An 18,638-nucleotide genomic window follows, 5' to 3' on the forward strand; every position below is an offset into this window, starting at 1 on the left:
CCTCCTATACATTTTGCACGGGGATATGTTTATATATTAAATAATTCGTCTTTTAAGTTTTCCCAACAGCTTGAAATATTAGAAGGTGCTATAACTCCATATTCAGTAATTAAAGCAGTTATATTCCTTGCAGGAGTTAAGTCAAAGAATTGGTTAATTATCTCTAAGCCATCAAAGGAATCAAAGTCATCTTCTCCTATTATTAGTTCATCTTTTGTTCTTTTTTCCAAAACTACAGGATGTCCATATTTCGTTCTTTCATCAAGCTTGTATATTTCCGAAGCAATATAAACAGGTGTTTTGCAGCTCAAGGCAAGCTGGCTAATTAGTGCAGTTCCCATCTTATTAGCTACACTACCGTCCCAAGCAATGGTGTCAGCGCCCATAATTATATAATCAGCTTTAGGCATAAACTCCCATATAGATGCATCAGTAATATAAGTAACAGGAATATTGTAGCTTTGAAGAATTTTAACGGCTAATCTAGACTCTCTTAAAGGTCTTGATTCAGTACAAATAACCTGAAACTTTTTCCCTTGCTCTGCAGCAGAAGAGAAGATACTCATCAGGGTACTGCTGTAGCTATGCATCATAACTACATCCCCATCTTGTATGATATTGCTTCCTATCTGACCTAGCTTTGAGACTGAATCAAAGGAATGAGTTATTATATTCTCACATAGTTTTATTGCTTTGGATTTAACTGTAGCAATATCTGTATTGTCATTAAAAGTATTTAAAAGTTCATAAACTAATTCTTTAGTATTATATATTGTAGCCATTGTAGGCTTTAATGATATTAATTCATCCGAAATTTTATCAAATCTTTCTATAATTTCATTTAAGCTATTAAAGTTTTCCTTTTCTAGTGCAAGCTTGTAGGCCCAAGCCGCTGCACGTCCAAAGGGGCTGCCACCTTTAACATTCATATCTCTAATCTCATCAATTACATGTTGTGTAGATGTAAATTCAATGTCCTTTACCTTCAAAGTTCTTCCTCCATTCATAATTATCAGTACTATCTATTCAACTATTTCTCCAATTCTATATACAGGAATATCCATATCTTCAATCAGTTTGTTAATATTGTCTGGATGTATACTAACTAAGACTGCAGTGCTAGAGCCAGCAGAGGTATAAAGATCTATTTCGCACTCATCATATTGCTTAAATTTAAAGCCGCAGATCCTAGCTAATTCATTAGCCTCGTATAGAGCACCCTTTGAGCCTATAGGAAGTATCTCATGCACATACTCTAATTCTCTTAATTTTTTAACAGTAGATATTTTAGCTACATTGTAGTCCCTTTCACTATAAGGTACTTCAATCCCACTTTGTGGCAATCCTACACTCATGACAATGTCACCGGCCTGAGTTTTACCAACCTTGTAATTATCCATTGTCACTATTCCAATAACAGTTACACCTATTCCAGTTTGTGTAGTCACCATATTGTCTTCAGTACTACCTGTAAGCTGAATAGAATCCCACAGCCCAGCGTCTTCCAGCTCATTTTTCATTGCTTCAATTATTCTCTTTCCAGATGGGTTCATTTCTACACATAAATTGTTGGCAATTACCAAAGGTATAGCTCCTGTAGAAAGGACCTCCATTAAAGGTACCTTTAATGCACTTACTGCAGTTTCTTCATAATTATTCTTATGTGTATCATTTATTTTTTCTCCATTTGAAGCATTGGAGTCACAGGCTATTACAAGCTTTATATCTCCAATTAGATGAATAATAGATAAATCCCTAACTTTTTCAACCTTTCTAGGGCTTCTAACTCCAGAAGAAAGTTCTTGTAGCTCCCCGTAGTCATTTAATAAAGATTGAACATTTATGTCCATGTGATTTCTCCCTTCATCAAAATTTAACGTTTTAATTTGATTACAGCCTTATGTCTGTCTCCTCTAGTCCTAGAATCAGCATATTCTACAATATTTCCCTTGTCATTAAATACTATTCTCTGTGTTACAAAAATCGGAAAGCCCTCTGGTATCTTCAATAGCATTGAATCTAAAGAATCAGCAATGTCAACCTCCATTCTTTCCTCACCTGAAGATAGGATTACCCCTGCCTTTTCCAAGGAAAAATATAACGAAGTTCTAGTAAAATCAATATCTTCCCACTCATAGTTTTTTAGTTCCTTAATTGGCAAATAACTAGTAGTCAATTGCATTGGTTCATCATCAACAAATCTTAAGCGTGATAATTTTAAAATCTTTTCTTTAGTATCAATTTTAAGAATTTGTTCTAAATTTTCATCAGGCATAATTATATCTTTTGCTAAAACAATTGAATGAGTTTTGCTTCCCCTAGCTATAGCATCTTCAGTAAAGCTTCTCAGCAAGGGCAGCTGTTGCTCGTATGAAGTATCTGCAACAAAAGTTCCTTTTCCCTGCTGCTTAATAACATAACCAGAATACTGCAAAGAAATAATAGCTGATCTAATTGTCGTCCTGCTAACCTTCAGCATATCTTCTAGTTCTGATTCTGTAGGCAGCATATCACCAGGCTTTAATTTGTTTTTTGATATATATTCTTTGATATACTCCTCAACTTGGTGGTATAAGGGCATATCCTTATCTTTATCTATTTTCATTTTTATAAATAATTTACTTGTCTAAAAACAAGTAAATTATAGCTCCCTCCCTTCATATATTGTAATCTTATCTAAGTGACAACGATTTCATCATTACCTTTAGTATAACTATTTCATAAATATAAGTCAATACTTCGTAAACATAATGATGTTATTAAATTAAAAATATATTGATAATGATGTTTGTAACAACTACATAATCTGATTAACGAACACAATCATTGCAATAGAATCCAACAAAAAAACACCTTCTGGCTTTGTATTACCAAAAGGTGTATATTTCTCAATAAGTTAAAAGGTTTCTAATTTTCTATGTCTTTTTCTTGTTTAATATGTTAAGTGCCTGGAACTATTCATTAGATAAGTTTCGCACCTAGCATCATCCCTAATAAACTACATTTGGAGTAATCTGTATAAGCTCGAATTGGACAGCTTTATACATAAACAAACTATCCCCACTATCAGTAGAAAACTCTGTTTTTTCTTCGATTTCTGTTTTGCCAATAACAATATTGATTTGATCAATAGGCTCTCCTTTTTTATCATAAAGTAAAAATGTCAGCCGACAATTATGCCAAGTAGTATCCATATTATTCATAATAGTACCATAAATTCGTTGTACTTTTCCATCATCATAACTTCCCTGTAAGCTAATCATTACAGAATCAAAAACTGGATCCCAACGATTTTGTTTGCCTTTAGTATTCCTGTAGTTTGTCCCTAGGCCTTCATCATCTTTAATGTCTGGAGTTTCATTAATAAGGATTTCTTCTCCTTTGTTGGTTATGGCAAGAATTCCGTCTTCTTTAAATTCAAAACTCTTGACATTATCCAGCTTTTTAATTGCCGAATATCCTTTTTGATTGGGATGAACTTTTTCAATTTGTCTGTCTAATGTATCACCGTTACCAATCTTTAATTTAATTATCTCTTTAGTACGTGGCAAAGCTCCCCATACATGTAGTTCATCGTTCAGGGTAATAGCTGCACATTTATAGTAATTCTCATCTTTTATGTCAATTTTATATTCTTTTACATTTTCTAAAACCAAATAAGGATCATAAAATTGATCTGTATACTCATAAAATACTTCATTATAGCTACACTGGCCATTTCCAATTTGTCCATATCCATTTGTTCCCCAAACATATAGCCTTGCATCATTAGTTATAGCACTAGCATTGTAGCCTTGAGGAATGGTATCGTAATAATTATTTTCATTTCCATATAATATGACCTCGGACACATTAGATATTATTTTGTCAAATTGTTCGCCATTTTTTTGATAGATAATACCTTCATCTGTCCATATGTACAAATTATCCTTTACTAAAAAAATCTCTTTTACTCCTGTTATATCTAAGGGTCTACTTTCCAAAGTCATATTCCTATTTTCATCAGTTAGAACATGATAAGAGTATAATTGGTTATCTTTGTCTATTGCATATTTAATCTCTCTTGAAAGCCATTTCGCGAAATCCTCTTTTTTTCTATCCTTCTTAAATGAGCTCATATTCTCTAAATCAATTATTTTAGTTTCATCTGGATTATATTCATCAAAGGCTATGTACTTAGTGAATCCATATGAACTATCGTCAATATTAATCTTAGGACCAAAGCATCCAGTAATAAAGAAAATAATACTTAATGGAATTAATAAATAAATCATTTTTTTCAGCATAAATGTCTCCTCCTCTTAGTTTATTGTTAGATTAAGCTTTAATAATTCTTGGCAGTCCAACTGGTTGATGTATTAATTCCACCTTTACAATTGTACTGGCTATACTTAGTAGCTTATATTAATAATTTGCCATATGAATATATTACCATGTACATTTATGGCTAGTCCAGAAAGAAATTAATAAAACTTTAACTTTGCTAAAAAGTGATATGTTTCTCAATAAGTTAAAAGATTTCTAATCATCTATTTCTTTTTTTAATTGTACTACTTCCTCAATAGATAGCTCGGCAGCATCTACAACTTGTTCTACTGTTAATCCTAATCTTAACATGTTTTCGCTGTTTTTCTTTTCCCTTCTAAAATACCTTTTCCCACGCCTTCTTTAATTAGTTGTTCTGCTATAGTCATGATCTCCTCGCTCCTTTCTAAAGAGATGTTTTTTAAACAACCAAGGGGACAGTCCCCTTGGTTATTCAATTTCAGTAATCCTTATATTTAGCCTATTAAGCTCCGCTTCCTTTACCCATTAATCACACTAACAACACCATTGCTCAAAGCCATGATCAAAATCCCAGCTATTAGATTCCCTACAAATTTCCCCTTATGTGCCTAAAATTAGTTATAGTTTTATTTTACCATACTATTTACTACTTAAGTTCTTATATTTTATTAAAGATATTTATGGGTCAGTTCACACCACGGGGTTTTTCATAAGCAGTATTTCTCCCACTACCAACCCTAATAATAATACCCTTATCAATTAATCCTCCTAACACTTGAACTGCCTGAGTCTTCTTTAGTGAGAGAATTTCTTCTGCTTCTTTTCTAGATATTCGTCCGGTGGAATTAAGGTGTTTAACAATTTTTAGTTCATTTTCGTTCATATCGTTCGCGTTAACGTTCGTATCGTTCAATTTAACAGTAGTGTTTTTTTGTGATGAAATCTTAGGTAATATTACCTTGATTGAATTTTGTGCAATCAAAAATTCAGGATTCACATTTTTATCTTTATAATATCCTTTTATTCTTCTTATTCCAGTTGCTAATCGTTCTATTATCCCTAGTCTAAGAAAAATATCTGCTATTATTCTATTTCTTGGAACTGATACTCTACCATCAAGATATTCTTCCTCAGTTATACCTATAGGTAACCCTCCAGGAGAAATTATCTCTATTCTATCATCAAATATTTCTACTCTAATATCAGCATCTACCATATATTCACGATGAACAATTGCATTTGCAATAGATTCCCTAAAGGCTACTAAAGGTACTTCTTCTATGGTTTCTCTATATGCACCTTTTATTACTTCCTTCTTATTTATATGTTTTTCATAAAACTCTATTGATTTATCAAACCCCTCTATTAGAGATATATTTCTTAATATATTTTTATCTATAATATTTAAAGTTGTATCTGAATCAAATCTAATAAGGGATATTCCAGAACTATGGATTGGATTTTCATCGGATAACAGTGCCGCAGCTATTGTATACTCTTCATTTTTCATTAGCCCTAGTGTTTTAAGTATATCTTTTGATAAATGGCCTATCCCCAACTGCTGTCTTATTTTCTTATTTAGATATCCAAAGCTAAGTCCATTATCATTATAACTCAACCCATCATATCCAATATTTCTACCCTTAAGTATAAGGTTCTCGTATTCTATTTTATCAGTTGTTACAGTTGATGTATTCATTCTCTTATATGCTTTATTATTGTATAAATATGGAGTATTTTCGCCTACAAATACCTGAAGCACTACTATTATTTTATCATCAACCTTTTTTTCAAATATTTCATAATATGGTCTAGGTAAAATATTATCGTTTATGGAGTTTTCAAGCATCAATTTAATTGCCTTAGGATTATCAACACCAGTAACATTTGAATCATCATCTATTCCAATAACTATATATCCATCCTGATAATTAGCCATTGCAGAAATTGTCTTAAGTATGGATTTTGAATATTCTTTTTTATACTCGATATTCTTTGTTTCACCATTAAATAGAAATTCCACAAAAACACCTCCATAAATAGAATCTATTCTATATTATTCGTTCGCTTTCATCGTACCATATATCAATTATACGTTCAACTATATCATTAATATCACATAATTTTCATTTTGTTATACAACAAAAAACTTCAGCAAACTTAAGATTTCTCTCTTGTCCTCTGAAGCTTTTCTAATTGATAATCATTATCTCAATAATTTAAAGAGTTTTTAATCATCTATTTCTTTTTTTAATTGTACTACTTCCTCAATAGATAGCTCGGCAGCATCTACAACTTGTTCTACTGTTAATCCTAATCTTAACATGTTTTCGCTGTTTTTCTTTTTCCTTCTAAAATACCTTTTCCCATGCCTTCTTTAATTAGTTGTTCTGCTATAGTCATGATCTCCTCGCTCCTTTCTAAAGAGATGTTTTTTAAATAACCAAACAGACACCATATTTATTCATAGATTAATATATTAAGTGTCTGTCCCTATAATAATATCCTCAACTTTTGTATATTTATTATGTATCATACAATTGTTATCAAATAGATTTTGCATTTTATCAAGTATATTTTTTCTGTCAGATAAAGAAATGTTATTAATTTCTTGTGCATTTTTTAGGAAAAACAATTTTGTTGCATAAATATAATACATTGAACTAAATTCTGTTTCTTTTTCATACCATTTGTATATTGCCTTACTAAATTCAGTAGCTATAGCATCTAAATCTCCGAAAAATAATTCTTTATCTTCATATCTCTTACAAAGACAATTTAATATTATATCACCATATGAATTTATAATAATACTTGAAACAAACTCTTTACTCTTTAATAAAGCTGAAAGATAATCATTCCATCTTTGATAAATTACTTCTTTAATATCCATAATAAATGAATCATATTTATCTTTTCCAATATTTTGTAGCAAAGTATTCACGTAATTATAATAGTTGTTATCCTGTTTATCTATGGTAATAGACTTAGCAAATATCTTTCGATCAATAGCCGACATATTGCTTAATGCCACTCCCATAACATGATGAAACTCTTCTTTATGTTCAAATTCCTTAATAAAATATTGATATAAATCCGTATCTAATGATGCTAGTTTAATAATGCCGTTTCCTATAGCCGCTTTATACTTAAAATAGTTATCTGCCCCTTGTAATTTGATATCATTTAATAGTTGTCTAATTAATTCAAAAGCAACAAAGGCATTAGTTAAATAAGGTGATTGTAATAGCAATAGCTTATGCTCTCCTTGTATGCAATGGCAATTATATACAATATCTATTAATTTACTTTTATCATTAAGAATCTCAATAACCATATCCTTATTTCTACTAATAGCTATGTCGTACATTTTTTTAAGCTTAGCTGTTTCACTCGAATAAAATCCACACCCCATTTCAACACTTCTAACAAAACGATAAATCTTTTTATAATTATTTTCTTCTGTGCCTTCGGTTAAAAGATTGTGTAGTCCTTTATCACTTCTAGAAGCGTTTGAGGGTATACTAATATCAATATTTATTTTCTTTAATACCTGTAAAACTTCATTTATATCATCACTGACTTTTATTTGCTCTTCCATAAAATGCACCTCTCATCATTAAGCTCATTCCATAGCTCATTAAAAGCATCAACTATGTATTGTGGATGGCTTACTTCTTGTATTATGTGATGATTTTTTCCTAAACTATTTATTGATGTCCCCAATGACCAAACCCTTGCAGTTCCGTTTCTCATAACAAATAATAAAAATCTATCATGAAACTTCCAACCAAATTCCTCGTGTTGGCATCTTACTTCAAGATTTATTCCGTAATTATTGCTATTATTGTTAAGTATATTTCTTTGCTCACTTATCCAAGTCGCTGCATCACTATGCTTTTCTCCATTTATTTTTCTAGTTTCACTACTTGAAGAAGTAATAGCTCTCATCTGTATACCCATCTGATTGCTGTAATATAAAGTATTTAAAATATCATTGGCAGACAAATAAGGATCCCATAGCATAATTTGTTTTTCTGAATTCATTATAATTAGTTTTCTAACATCCTCTAAGGCTTTATTTTTTTCAGAATTCTGTGAAGTACCGTATTGCATGAATTTCATACGGTGCTCTAATTCCTCTAGTCTTTCTTTGTATTGCCTCTCCTTCACAAATTCTTTCCAGTACTTTTTATGCTCTGACATATTACGCCGTGGAATTTCCATAAACTCTACAGGTTCTACATCCACTTCAGCCTTCCCATTTGAAGTTATAATTGTTCTATACTCTGGAAACTCACTTCCTATATGAAATCTAGTATATATATGCTTAATAAAACTATAATTCGCCTCATAAACAACTAAATCTGTTTTCTTATCATAAACCATAGTTTTAATTAGATTACCTGTATCCCCAATTTCCAATCTAATTTTTTTGCTGTTTTTATTATCATGATATCTAATACCAGTTATACAATTATCAAATTCATTTGTAACAAGTATTCCATATCTATCTTCACTATCAATGCGTTTATCAGTATAAAGAGTAATATCAAGACTTGTCTCATCCTTACCAGAAGATGATTTTAAAGAAAGTAATGTTGAAGGAAACTGAAAAATAATATTTCCAATCCTATCCTGTAAGACATGAAGATTTATGGGGACAAATTTCATTACTAGATTAGATATTTGCTCACGCTGTCGTTTTGATAAAATTGATATAAAGCTTTTATACGTATCAAAAAATTCATAAATATAGCTACCGTTAATAAAATTATTCTTTAAGGCTTTGTTTAAACGTACTTCTACCGTTCCATCCTGTGGTACAAATTGTTTGTTGATTAGATCTAAGTTCCCTATTTGTAAGTCCCCACCGATATTATATAACACCTGAGAATTTTTGATTTGCCTAAAGCTATCAAGGGCCTGTTCCATTGTTAAATCATATCTACAAATACCCATTTTAAATTCAGAGGAAATTGTAATCAGCTTCTCCGTTAAGTACTCAACTTCTTCTGTTTCTTTTTCTCTTTCCTCAAATACCATTATAGTAAAATAATTATGTGCCTGTTTAGTTACATTGTTAAATAAGAATATAGTCGTAGCCTCGCAGGATCTATAAAATCCTAAATTCCCTGGTTTCGTTAGTAAATCATAGTCTAAATCAATTACATTTCGTAGATTATCAAATTGATCCATAATATCACCTGCCCTTCATTTCACCTTGCCACATTACCATACAATAAAAGCTCCCTATATCAAAATCTATATTAGGAGCCTTCTTCTCTGCTGTTTTTATTATTATTTCAGTAATCCTTATATCTAGCCTATTAAGCTCCGCCACATTTACCCATTAATCACACTAACAACACCATTGCTCAAAGCCATGATCAAAACCCCAGCTATTAGATTTCCTACAAATATAGCAGGAAATGCCCATTTAAATCTCATATCAAGGAGAGCTGCTATAAGACTACCACTCCATACGCCTGTCCCAGGCAAAGGGATGGCTACAAACACAAGGAGTCCCCATGCTCCATATTTTTGTATTTTACCACTCTTAGCCATTGATCTATTGGTGAGCCTATTTACAATTTTCTCAAAGGTCTTGGTCTTCTTCAAATAATTAAATATAGGTCTAATAGTAAATAGTATAAAAGGTACAGGAATCATACTTCCTATAAAGCTAAGAACAGTAGCATGAATAGGAGATAGCCCTAGTGATATACCTACTGGAATAGCTCCCCTTAGTTCTATAATAGGTAATGCCGCTGTTAGCATTACTGTAAATTCTATGGATAAGAAATTAAATATTTGACTTATGTATGAAGACATCATATTCCCCCTTATGCACCTAAAATTAGTTATAGTTTTATTTTACCATACTATTTACCACTTAAGTTCTTATATTTTATTGAAGATTTTCATAAAGCCACTCTATAATTTCCTCCATCATTAATTCTTCTCTTATTCTATGACTTATTTTAAATAAGGTAAAATTAGAAAATAATATAAAAACCACCTTTCGGTTTTGTTTTACTAAAAGGCGGTATAGATCTTAGTAATTTGAAAAGTCAAATGCCTTGCACCATATTTTAAATATCATTATCTTCAGTTAGACTTAAAAAATGTAATATATACATAATACTAAAAATTGCATGAAATTTACCATTGCCTGCTTTTTTTGAAAGTTTTTTTAATACCTTTTCCATTTTGAACTTATTATCTAAAAAACAACTTGGCAAATAATAACATTTTAAGATCATCTGTTTCCTAATTTTTCTATCCTTGTACCATGTAAAAACAGATATAATCAAATAAACTAGCAACAATAAAATATCAAAATAATTACTAATATCAACACTTGAATAATTTTGCTTGCCGATTAAAATTGATATTAAAATAAGTAATAAGAATATTTTAGATTTATTTTCACTTATCCAATAGTATAAACTTAGGCCCATTGATTTTAAAAAATCTATTTTGCTTTTAAATACTCTAGTTTTAATTCCTACAATTGACTCGTTTTCAAAGCTTTCTGTTGCTGTTCTATGTGTTTTTATAACTTCTTTAAATGTTTGTGAAATTGAATTTGATGTCAACACATTAAAGTGCATACGCCTTGATTTAATTTCTTTTGATTTTTGAATACTATTATCATCATTTTCATCTATAAAATTATTGATACTTAAATAAGATACGCCATAATAATTCCAACCTATACCATAGGAAACAACTCCAAGTTCCGCTATACACTCTCTTTCTATTTCTTTAGTCAAATCAACTCTATATTTTGAAAAATAATCCATAGTGGGCATATCTTCAAATACAGATTTTCGATAAAAATTCACATTTTCATCCCTAAACTCAGTCTGTCCATTGGAAGAACAATAATATTCTCCTGCGTCTATGTTCAAAGCTCCACGTTTCCCAGCAATTAAATATCCATCTTCAGTTATGAGATTTGAAGAAACTGCAATTGTGTGCGTGTTTAAAGAATATTTCAGATATTTATTTAAATTTAAAATCATCTTTTCTTCATAATCTCTCTGTTTTCTTTCTTGTTTTGGTTGATTGCTATAAAGATACTTGTTTTGTAAAATATCCTCATAGTTATCTAGTTTTGCCAACCTCTCTCCATGTTCCCCTTCAAAAAAAGGATGCTTTAGAATTTGTGAATTGTCCATTGTATCTACAGTTGCATATGTTGTTCTTATAACATTAAAAACTAAGTATTTTATTTTTTGAGATAATGAAGGATTTATTTCATAATCAATCTTTTTCACGCATGGCATAACACCTGAATAATATACATCACTAGTTAATAATGTAAAAAAAGATTCCCATTCCCCTTCAAAGTTCAGCAATAAATACAAAAAATTATCATGTATTTCTTTCTTACCTTTCTTAAGAATTAACTTTCCTTCTTGTTGATCTAAATAATATTCTAAACATAATTTCCCGATCATATCTTTAGGCCAAATACCTAATAATTTTACTTCCTTAGTTTTATCACAATAATCAAAAAATATCTTACTGCCTTTGAAAAAACTATTTATATAGCTTTTAAATTCATCATATATATTTTTTTCGTCAATGTAAATACGATATCCGAAATGAGAAGCCATTTGAAGAACTGCCTTTCCTAATAAACTTATCTCTAAATTTTCTTTTAATTTTTCATCTTCAATTATTTCTATTAGAAAATTCTCTTCTACTTCAGACTCCGAAAAAATTAAATTCATTAACTTAATATCTTGATTTTGGATCTCATCAATTGCTTCCCAAAAACTTTTAACATCATTAGATGTTAATTTATCCAAAAACAAACGCAGCTGCTCTTCATCAAATCTAGGATGAAGACCATGATACATATCATCAGTACTTTTATCTGGATTTATAGTAATGGAAAGTTTACTACTCTTTTCAGAGGCAATAAACATTTTTAGATTATTAACCTTGTGGCCTTCTATAAATTTTTGCATGTCTTCATTGAGTTCATACAAAGAATATTTACAAAATAAATCTTGCAAATCAAACACTCCTAAAAATTAATTGATTTGAAAAGCAAATATAAAATATAACCAATAACAACTACATTTCTAAATTAACCGATTATCTTACACCTAGGTAATAAGCTATGTTTGCATTTTCTGATTTGATTCCCTTTATTTTAGAATACTTTGAACTCATTATAACAGTAACTCCAGGACCATGACCTGATTTAATACAATCGCTGTGAACAACTACTCCTATAGATACAGATCCTTTTAAATATTGACGTCCATTAGTATTGTCACAATCTCTAAGTAGCACCAAGTCTCCAAATCTAAGCTTATCTATTCCAAACTCTTTGTTTGCATCTTCATCACCTGTCATTATATCATAATCTCCTGAAAAAGCCGTCATACTACCTATGCCTGAGCCCATTAAGTAGGCAGGTATTTCTGTAGTCACAGGAACTTTTAATACTCCATCTTCCTTTTGTGTAATCCCTAATTTATCAAATAGAGTAGGATCTATATTCATGCATTTAACATCATCATAGCCTTCTATTTTTAGACCTTGACCATAAGCCTTAACTAAAATAGAATCACCTATAGTCATTTTCTCTGTATCTTCTTCATTAAAATGTATTAATACATGATCTATTCCACCATGCATGCCAGTTACATATCCTTTTGCACCTTTAGCTTCGCCTGAAACAACCTTAGCTTCATTACCTATACATGATAAAAGCATAAGTGCATTGTTTTCATTAGTATTGTCGCTTTTAATGCTAACTCCTGGCTCTATATGATCTCCTACCCACTCCATACAAGTATCTCCTATTTTAACATTGTATGTGATGCCACCAGTAGCTGGTAACACTTCAGCTATTCCATCTCTATTTACTCGATAGGGATTAGAAACTATAGGACTGTGAATCTTACCTTGAACAGATTGCATTACTAATTTTTGTTTATTTGTTTTAAGCATCTTATTTCCTCCTCTGCACATAAAGTTAGTTCTAGTTTTAGTTTACCATACTATTTACTACTTACGTTCTTATATTTTATTGAAGATTTTCATAAAGCCACTCTATAATTTCCTCCATCATATTTGTAGTCACAAAATGATCTAATCTAGGATACTCAACTAATTTGATTTTGTTTTTGTCTAGGTACAGAGGTAGAATCTCTTTATAGAACATCCTTTGGCTTTCTATAGAAACTACGCTATCACTATCACCATGTAGCATAAGCATGGGTCTATCCTTAAGTAATTGTAAATTATTCATTGGATCAATTTTATTAATCTTATCCTCTATCTCCTTAAATTTTTCAACTTCACTTATTCCAAGAGTTCTTTTAAATACCTCATTAGAATTTTGCCAACCACAAGAACCGTTTAATACTACTAAAGTCTTTATTTTGGGATTATGAGTAAATACTCCTGCAGCTGTAAATCCACCCATTGAGTGACCTATCAAACCTATTCTATTAGGATCTGCATTATATTTTAGTATTAATTCATCAATTATAATCGGTGCTTCCTCTAAATTATTTAATATTGTATACCAAAAATATTTACCATTTTTAATATCATAATAATCAATAGGATTTCTTTCACCGTGGTTAATAGCATCAGGTATAATAACCTGATAGCCTACAGCAGATAAAATAAATCCTCTAATCCTTTGTAATTCTTTATTTGAACTCCAGCCGTGATAAAATATAATGGTAGGAAGTAAGCCCTTTGCTTCTTTAGGCTTAAAGAGAATAGCAGGAACATTCTCTATGAATATTTTTTCTTCAATTATATTATTAGATTGTAAGTAATTGTTCATTTTTATTAGCTCCTTTGATCTATTTATCAGCACATACAAATAGTAGAATGTGCAACTGTTATTTATTATCTTATTTTATGACTTATTTTATATAAAATCAAATTGAAATAATATAAAAACCACCTTTTGGTTCTGTTTTACTAAAAGGTGGTATGTTACTCAATAATTTAAAAAGTTTCTAATTTTCTATTTCTTTCTTTAATTGTATTACTTCTTCAATAGATAGTTCGGCTCTCCATGGCAAAATGGTATTGCAGAGCGAGCAAATGGGATTAAATGACTCGGCTTTAATTTTTGAAGTGGACAACCTTTTCTTTCATTAATTTAAGTTAAGCCCAACTTTATAAAATCTAACTTTCTAATTTCCATTCTTCCAGTAGTTTTAGAATATTCAGCCTGATAGAAATCAAAGTTTTTTCTATGATTTACTTCACATTTAGACTCAATAATCTTTATAATTTTTATTTTATCCTCAATGGATGTCCTCGTACCAAAAATTATAGCTTCAAGATCATCAAACTTATACTTAAGCTTGCGATCTTCAACTTCTTCAAACGAATCAAGAACACTTGATAAAAGCAACCTATGTTCTTTCTCATACTCCCAATCCTTAAGTTTTATAAGAAAACCGCTATTGTAACTATTCCAATATTGGTCACGCCATATTTCTTCTCTTTTCTTATCTATCATATGATCTGCACAGCTACTTCTATTCCCTTCCTGGTCAGTATACCACTGTCTCATGAGTTGACCCATTGTAAGACGACCGATAGATTTAAAAAAATCAATTTCTTTAAATTTATTTGTATAATCTATCTTATAAAATGGAAATTGTCTATAATCATATATAGGCTTTTCTCCCATACCTATTATGCAATTTAGATCAATTGAAGGGATACCATTTGTATCTTTTGTTCTAAACTTTAAACATATACCCTTATGACTGTCCCCATAATGTCCCCAAACTGCTGCATTGGTGCAATCACTCATAAAGCAGGCAACATAAGCTTCAGGATATGTAAGTTTTATAAGACTATCTAAGTAAGCATTTGTAAACTCAGATAATATAAACCACCTTCGTTGATTTATAGGGCTATCATATAGTTTGTATGCGCTAATTAAATCAAACTCCAGCAATAAATCTCTTTGTATTTTTACTAGAATTTTAATTTTATCTTGTTCATCCTCATCTACCAAATTTATTTTTTTCAATGCCTCAACAAAACCTTTTAAATGACTAGAATAGTCTGGTGGTTGAGTAGTATATGATTCTTGGAATCCATGTTTAATATACGTTTCCATGATAACTTGAAAGGCTATAAAATGGATATATTTGAAATAGGCATAAAGTTCATCACGATAAACCTTCCATGGTAAAGATGCAATAATATCAATATATTCTTTAATTCCATCAATTTGAAAGAACTTCTCCCAGATTTCACGAAACATTTGCCTATATTGTTCTGTTGGTAATTTATCCTCTTCTATAAAAATTGGTATATCCCTAGCACTAAATATTTGCATCTCCTCGCTTAAATATGCTAAGAAACACATTTGCTCAAGACAAAGAATATAATGCTTAAACAAGTTTTCCCAAGCAATTACATCTCCAGACCAATAAAACTCTCTAAATCCTTCCATTGGATCATTCAAAGAAACAATGTCCGAAAAATAGATTTCTTGATTTTCAAGTTCTTTATACTTTCCTATTAAATTTTCTATTCTTCTGAATCTATACATTGATTTCTTCACCTTCTGAATAGTCACAAGTTTACTTGTTACTCTCCATACCCCTTCTCAAACCTCCAGCTATCTAAACACATCTCTTTAATACCTCTCCGAACTTTCCAACCTAGTTCCCGCTCTGCCTTACTTGCATCTGCATACGAAAGAAGGGTTTATTGGTGGTGTTCTATCTACTATTTCAAATGGGATCTTGATGTCGTTAACTTCTTCAAAGGCTTGTACGAGTTGAAGTACTGAAGTTCCTTGGCATGTGTGTCAAATTCTAAAACAAAAATAAGTTAATAAGTTAAGTGCCTGGCACCGAATGTGCTTAATACTCAACACCCCACTCCACACCCATTAATACAATATTCTTACACCTATATGTAAAAATAAACGGGCAACTCTTCAGATCTTAAAATGCCCGTTTTGTTTAAAATACTCGTTTTGCTGATGATGATCATACACTATTCTCAAAGATGAACCTTTACATGTATCTTAACAGTATCTCTCTATATCCTTTATCCCCCAACTACCTTCCCCATCCAGCTCACCTTTATACTTATATGAGGCTCTGCTGTTGTCTTTGGAGGGTAATTGGGGGCGTGGCCAACACGGATTTCATTTTTACTTTTTCTAATCAAAATCACTATGGTTATCTAAAATTCAGGTTCTGACCATCCGCCCGAACTAATACCACCTTTGTTACCCCTTCTTCCAAAACCTCTAGAACCTCTTACACCTCTGGCCCCTCTTATTGGGTAACTTTTAGAAGTTCGAATTCCTACTCTATCTTCACGATAAAACTCACCAATTACTCTACCTGTTCTAACAGAGTATATCCTAGATTCATCAATGTATCCTACATGATGCCCATCTTGATCATAGACCTGCCCATCAATAACTTTACCACAGAATCTTCCACTTAACGTCCAAATAGGATAATCCATATCATAACCCCCTATCAGCTAATTCGTGATAATAACTCATCACTTTTTCCCATGAACCAAAGGTATCATTCCCCATTCATGCATCTTCTTTTCATGCATAACGCCTACCAAATTGACCTGAATTCCATGTTTAGGTTCAATATAAATAATAAATGGAAATCCTGGTACAGTAGCTTTTTCTATTGCCATCATTTGTCCATTAAATATCTTCCCATTGTTCAATTTAAGATTTTCGTTAAACCCAGTCCTAACCATAGCACTTGATCTACAATTAAATGCTAGTTCATCTTGATTATTAGTCACTAAGAATATAAAACTTGAAATTGGTTCCAAATAATGTTCCGCATGACACTCTATAATAACATTATCGCCTTCATTGTAAGTATAAGCTCTTAAGTTAGAAAACTCTTGCACGCCTTTTTGAAATGTGTTTCGACCAGAAACTACATCTACAATTTGTCTTAAAGCTACTTCAAGCCCGTTGCCAAATAAATCTATATACAAGCTCTGTAATAATATAGCGGGCATCAAACAATCATCTAATTTCACTGGAATAATCTTAGTTTCACCCTTTGTAGCTTTAATGACCGCATTCTGCCATTCTAACTTCACCATATTACTTTGCAGACTATTCTTTGAAACAAAGAATAAGAATAATTTGCATTCACTCAATCCATCATTCATTTTATCAATAATACCATCACCTGGTTGCATTGACCATGAATCATAAAAAACTTTTTCTTCACCAAATATATCTCTAAGTCTTATTGCGATTTGTTCAACAATAACTTTGTCTTTATGATTATGTGAAAGGAAAATCATTGTATCACCCCCGTAAAATCAGGCTTCACTTATTATTCTGCTCAAATTTCCAAGCATCCCTCACCATTTCTTCGATCCCAAGCTCAGCCTTCCACCCCAGCTCCTTCTCAGCTTTACTAGCATCCGCATAGCAGGTCGCAATATCCCCCGGGCGTCTTCCGACTATCTCATAAGGAACATTGATGTCATTGACCTTCATAAAAGCATTAACAAGTTCTAAAACAGAAGTACCTCGTCCGGTTCCCAAGTTATAGATATTAACACCCTTTTCCAAGTTCTCTATCGCCTTCACATGACCTTTCGCTAAATCAACCACGTGGATATAATCACGAACGCCTGTCCCATCTATTGTATCGTAGTCATTTCCAAATACACTTAACTTCTCCAATTGCCCTTTAGCAACCTTTGTCACGAAAGGCATCAGATTGTTTGGAATGCCATTAGGATCTTCACCAATCAGTCCACTCTCATGAGCACCTACTGGGTTGAAGTATCGAAGCAGAGAAACAGAAAAATCATCATTTGCTTTAGCTGTATCAGTTAAAATCCTTTCGCTCATAGCTTTGGTTTCACCATATGGATTAGTAGTCTTCTTAAGTTCCATGTCTTCTTTTAAAGGTGGTTCTTGTTCACCATACACTGTTGCAGATGAACTGAAGACGAACTTATTCACGCCATACTTTACACACATCTTGCTAAGTAACATTGTAGAAACAAGGTTACTGTAATAATACTCAAGTGGCTTGGAAACAGATTCACCTACAGCTTTAAGGCCAGCGAAGTGAATCACACCATCGATTTTATGCTTAACGAAGATTTCTTCTAACTTCGCTTCATTCGTCACATCGATCTGATAGAAAGTTGGTTTGATGCCAGTTATGATAGATAGCTTGTCCAGCACTTCAATCTTTGAGTTGATAAGGTTATCTGCGATGATTACAGAATGGTTATTTTTAATTAGTTCTATTGTTGTATGGCTGCCGATAAAGCCTAGGCCTCCGGTTACTAATATGTTCATTAGTTGT

The 18,638-nt window shown here is 31.5% G+C and carries 16 protein-coding genes; all 16 read right to left on the reverse strand.

What is annotated here, in order from left to right:
• Positions 1-29: 29 nt before the first annotated feature.
• A complete protein-coding gene (locus BLV37_RS02785; RefSeq protein WP_244270454.1) occupies positions 30-989 on the reverse strand; it encodes an eIF2B alpha/beta/delta subunit family protein in 960 nt (319 codons plus the stop codon).
• A gap of 33 nt (positions 990-1,022) precedes the next feature.
• Entirely contained in the window at positions 1,023-1,850 is an 828-nt protein-coding gene (locus BLV37_RS02790) for a hypothetical protein (protein WP_091726948.1), read from the reverse strand.
• Between the two features lie 23 nt (positions 1,851-1,873).
• Positions 1,874-2,605: a GntR family transcriptional regulator gene (locus BLV37_RS02795; RefSeq protein ID WP_091726951.1), complete on the reverse strand. Its 732-nt coding sequence runs from the start codon at positions 2,603-2,605 to the stop codon at positions 1,874-1,876.
• Between the two features lie 385 nt (positions 2,606-2,990).
• Positions 2,991-4,286, reverse strand: coding sequence for an RCC1 domain-containing protein (locus tag BLV37_RS02800; RefSeq protein WP_091726953.1), 1,296 nt, complete (start codon positions 4,284-4,286; stop codon positions 2,991-2,993).
• 686 nt (positions 4,287-4,972) lie between these two features.
• Positions 4,973-6,310: an RNA-binding domain-containing protein gene (locus tag BLV37_RS02805; protein WP_091726955.1), complete on the reverse strand. Its 1,338-nt coding sequence runs from the start codon at positions 6,308-6,310 to the stop codon at positions 4,973-4,975.
• Between the two features lie 456 nt (positions 6,311-6,766).
• Entirely contained in the window at positions 6,767-7,888 is a 1,122-nt protein-coding gene (locus tag BLV37_RS02810) for a hypothetical protein (protein WP_091726958.1), read from the reverse strand.
• A complete protein-coding gene (locus BLV37_RS02815) occupies positions 7,873-9,486 on the reverse strand; it encodes a VPA1262 family N-terminal domain-containing protein (protein WP_091726961.1) in 1,614 nt (537 codons plus the stop codon). Before BLV37_RS02815 ends, BLV37_RS02810 begins: the two co-directional genes overlap by 16 nt.
• 4 nt (positions 9,487-9,490) lie before the next feature.
• Positions 9,491-9,631 (reverse strand): hypothetical protein, encoded by a 141-nt coding sequence (locus BLV37_RS14940; protein ID WP_176967839.1) that lies wholly within the window; start codon positions 9,629-9,631, stop codon positions 9,491-9,493.
• Between the two features lie 2 nt (positions 9,632-9,633).
• Complete coding sequence (locus BLV37_RS02820) at positions 9,634-10,122, reverse strand: COG2426 family protein (RefSeq protein ID WP_091726963.1); 489 nt, start codon at positions 10,120-10,122, stop codon at positions 9,634-9,636.
• A 260-nt stretch (positions 10,123-10,382) separates the two neighbouring features.
• A complete protein-coding gene (locus tag BLV37_RS02825; protein ID WP_091726966.1) occupies positions 10,383-12,320 on the reverse strand; it encodes a hypothetical protein in 1,938 nt (645 codons plus the stop codon).
• Between the two features lie 82 nt (positions 12,321-12,402).
• A complete protein-coding gene (locus BLV37_RS02830; protein WP_091726968.1) occupies positions 12,403-13,266 on the reverse strand; it encodes a DUF4438 domain-containing protein in 864 nt (287 codons plus the stop codon).
• 76 nt (positions 13,267-13,342) lie between these two features.
• On the reverse strand, positions 13,343-14,116 hold the full coding sequence (locus BLV37_RS02835) for an alpha/beta hydrolase family protein (protein ID WP_091726971.1): 774 nt from the start codon (positions 14,114-14,116) through the stop codon (positions 13,343-13,345).
• Positions 14,117-14,440: 324 nt separating this feature from the next.
• Complete coding sequence (locus BLV37_RS02840; protein ID WP_143031474.1) at positions 14,441-15,883, reverse strand: DUF2971 domain-containing protein; 1,443 nt, start codon at positions 15,881-15,883, stop codon at positions 14,441-14,443.
• A gap of 617 nt (positions 15,884-16,500) precedes the next feature.
• Entirely contained in the window at positions 16,501-16,791 is a 291-nt protein-coding gene (locus tag BLV37_RS02845; RefSeq protein WP_091726977.1) for a 4-fold beta flower protein, read from the reverse strand.
• A gap of 39 nt (positions 16,792-16,830) precedes the next feature.
• A complete protein-coding gene (locus BLV37_RS02850; RefSeq protein WP_091726980.1) occupies positions 16,831-17,613 on the reverse strand; it encodes a toll/interleukin-1 receptor domain-containing protein in 783 nt (260 codons plus the stop codon).
• Positions 17,614-17,638: 25 nt separating this feature from the next.
• The gene (gene galE, locus BLV37_RS02855; protein WP_091726982.1) at positions 17,639-18,631 is read right to left on the reverse strand and encodes a UDP-glucose 4-epimerase GalE; all 993 of its coding nucleotides are present in this window, start codon (positions 18,629-18,631) and stop codon (positions 17,639-17,641) included.
• Between the last annotated feature and the right edge of the window lie 7 nt (positions 18,632-18,638).

Source organism: Proteiniborus ethanoligenes, assembly GCF_900107485.1.
Lineage (GTDB): Bacteria > Bacillota > Clostridia > Tissierellales > Proteiniboraceae > Proteiniborus > Proteiniborus ethanoligenes.

Excerpts from the sequence above, each read along its gene's own strand:
- BLV37_RS02790 (WP_091726948.1), bottom strand. The coding sequence starts at position 1,850 with ATGGACATAAATGTTCAATCTTTATTAAATGACTACGGGGAGCTACAA.
- BLV37_RS02850 (WP_091726980.1), bottom strand. The coding sequence starts at position 17,613 with ATGATTTTCCTTTCACATAATCATAAAGACAAAGTTATTGTTGAACAA.
- BLV37_RS02815 (WP_091726961.1), bottom strand. The coding sequence starts at position 9,486 with ATGGATCAATTTGATAATCTACGAAATGTAATTGATTTAGACTATGAT.
- BLV37_RS02810 (WP_091726958.1), bottom strand. The coding sequence starts at position 7,888 with ATGGAAGAGCAAATAAAAGTCAGTGATGATATAAATGAAGTTTTACAG.
- BLV37_RS02800 (WP_091726953.1), bottom strand. The coding sequence starts at position 4,286 with ATGCTGAAAAAAATGATTTATTTATTAATTCCATTAAGTATTATTTTC.
- BLV37_RS02830 (WP_091726968.1), bottom strand. The coding sequence starts at position 13,266 with ATGCTTAAAACAAATAAACAAAAATTAGTAATGCAATCTGTTCAAGGT.
- BLV37_RS02795 (WP_091726951.1), bottom strand. The coding sequence starts at position 2,605 with ATGAAAATAGATAAAGATAAGGATATGCCCTTATACCACCAAGTTGAG.
- galE (WP_091726982.1), bottom strand. The coding sequence starts at position 18,631 with ATGAACATATTAGTAACCGGAGGCCTAGGCTTTATCGGCAGCCATACA.
- BLV37_RS02845 (WP_091726977.1), bottom strand. The coding sequence starts at position 16,791 with ATGGATTATCCTATTTGGACGTTAAGTGGAAGATTCTGTGGTAAAGTT.
- BLV37_RS02820 (WP_091726963.1), bottom strand. The coding sequence starts at position 10,122 with ATGTCTTCATACATAAGTCAAATATTTAATTTCTTATCCATAGAATTT.
- BLV37_RS02835 (WP_091726971.1), bottom strand. The coding sequence starts at position 14,116 with ATGAACAATTACTTACAATCTAATAATATAATTGAAGAAAAAATATTC.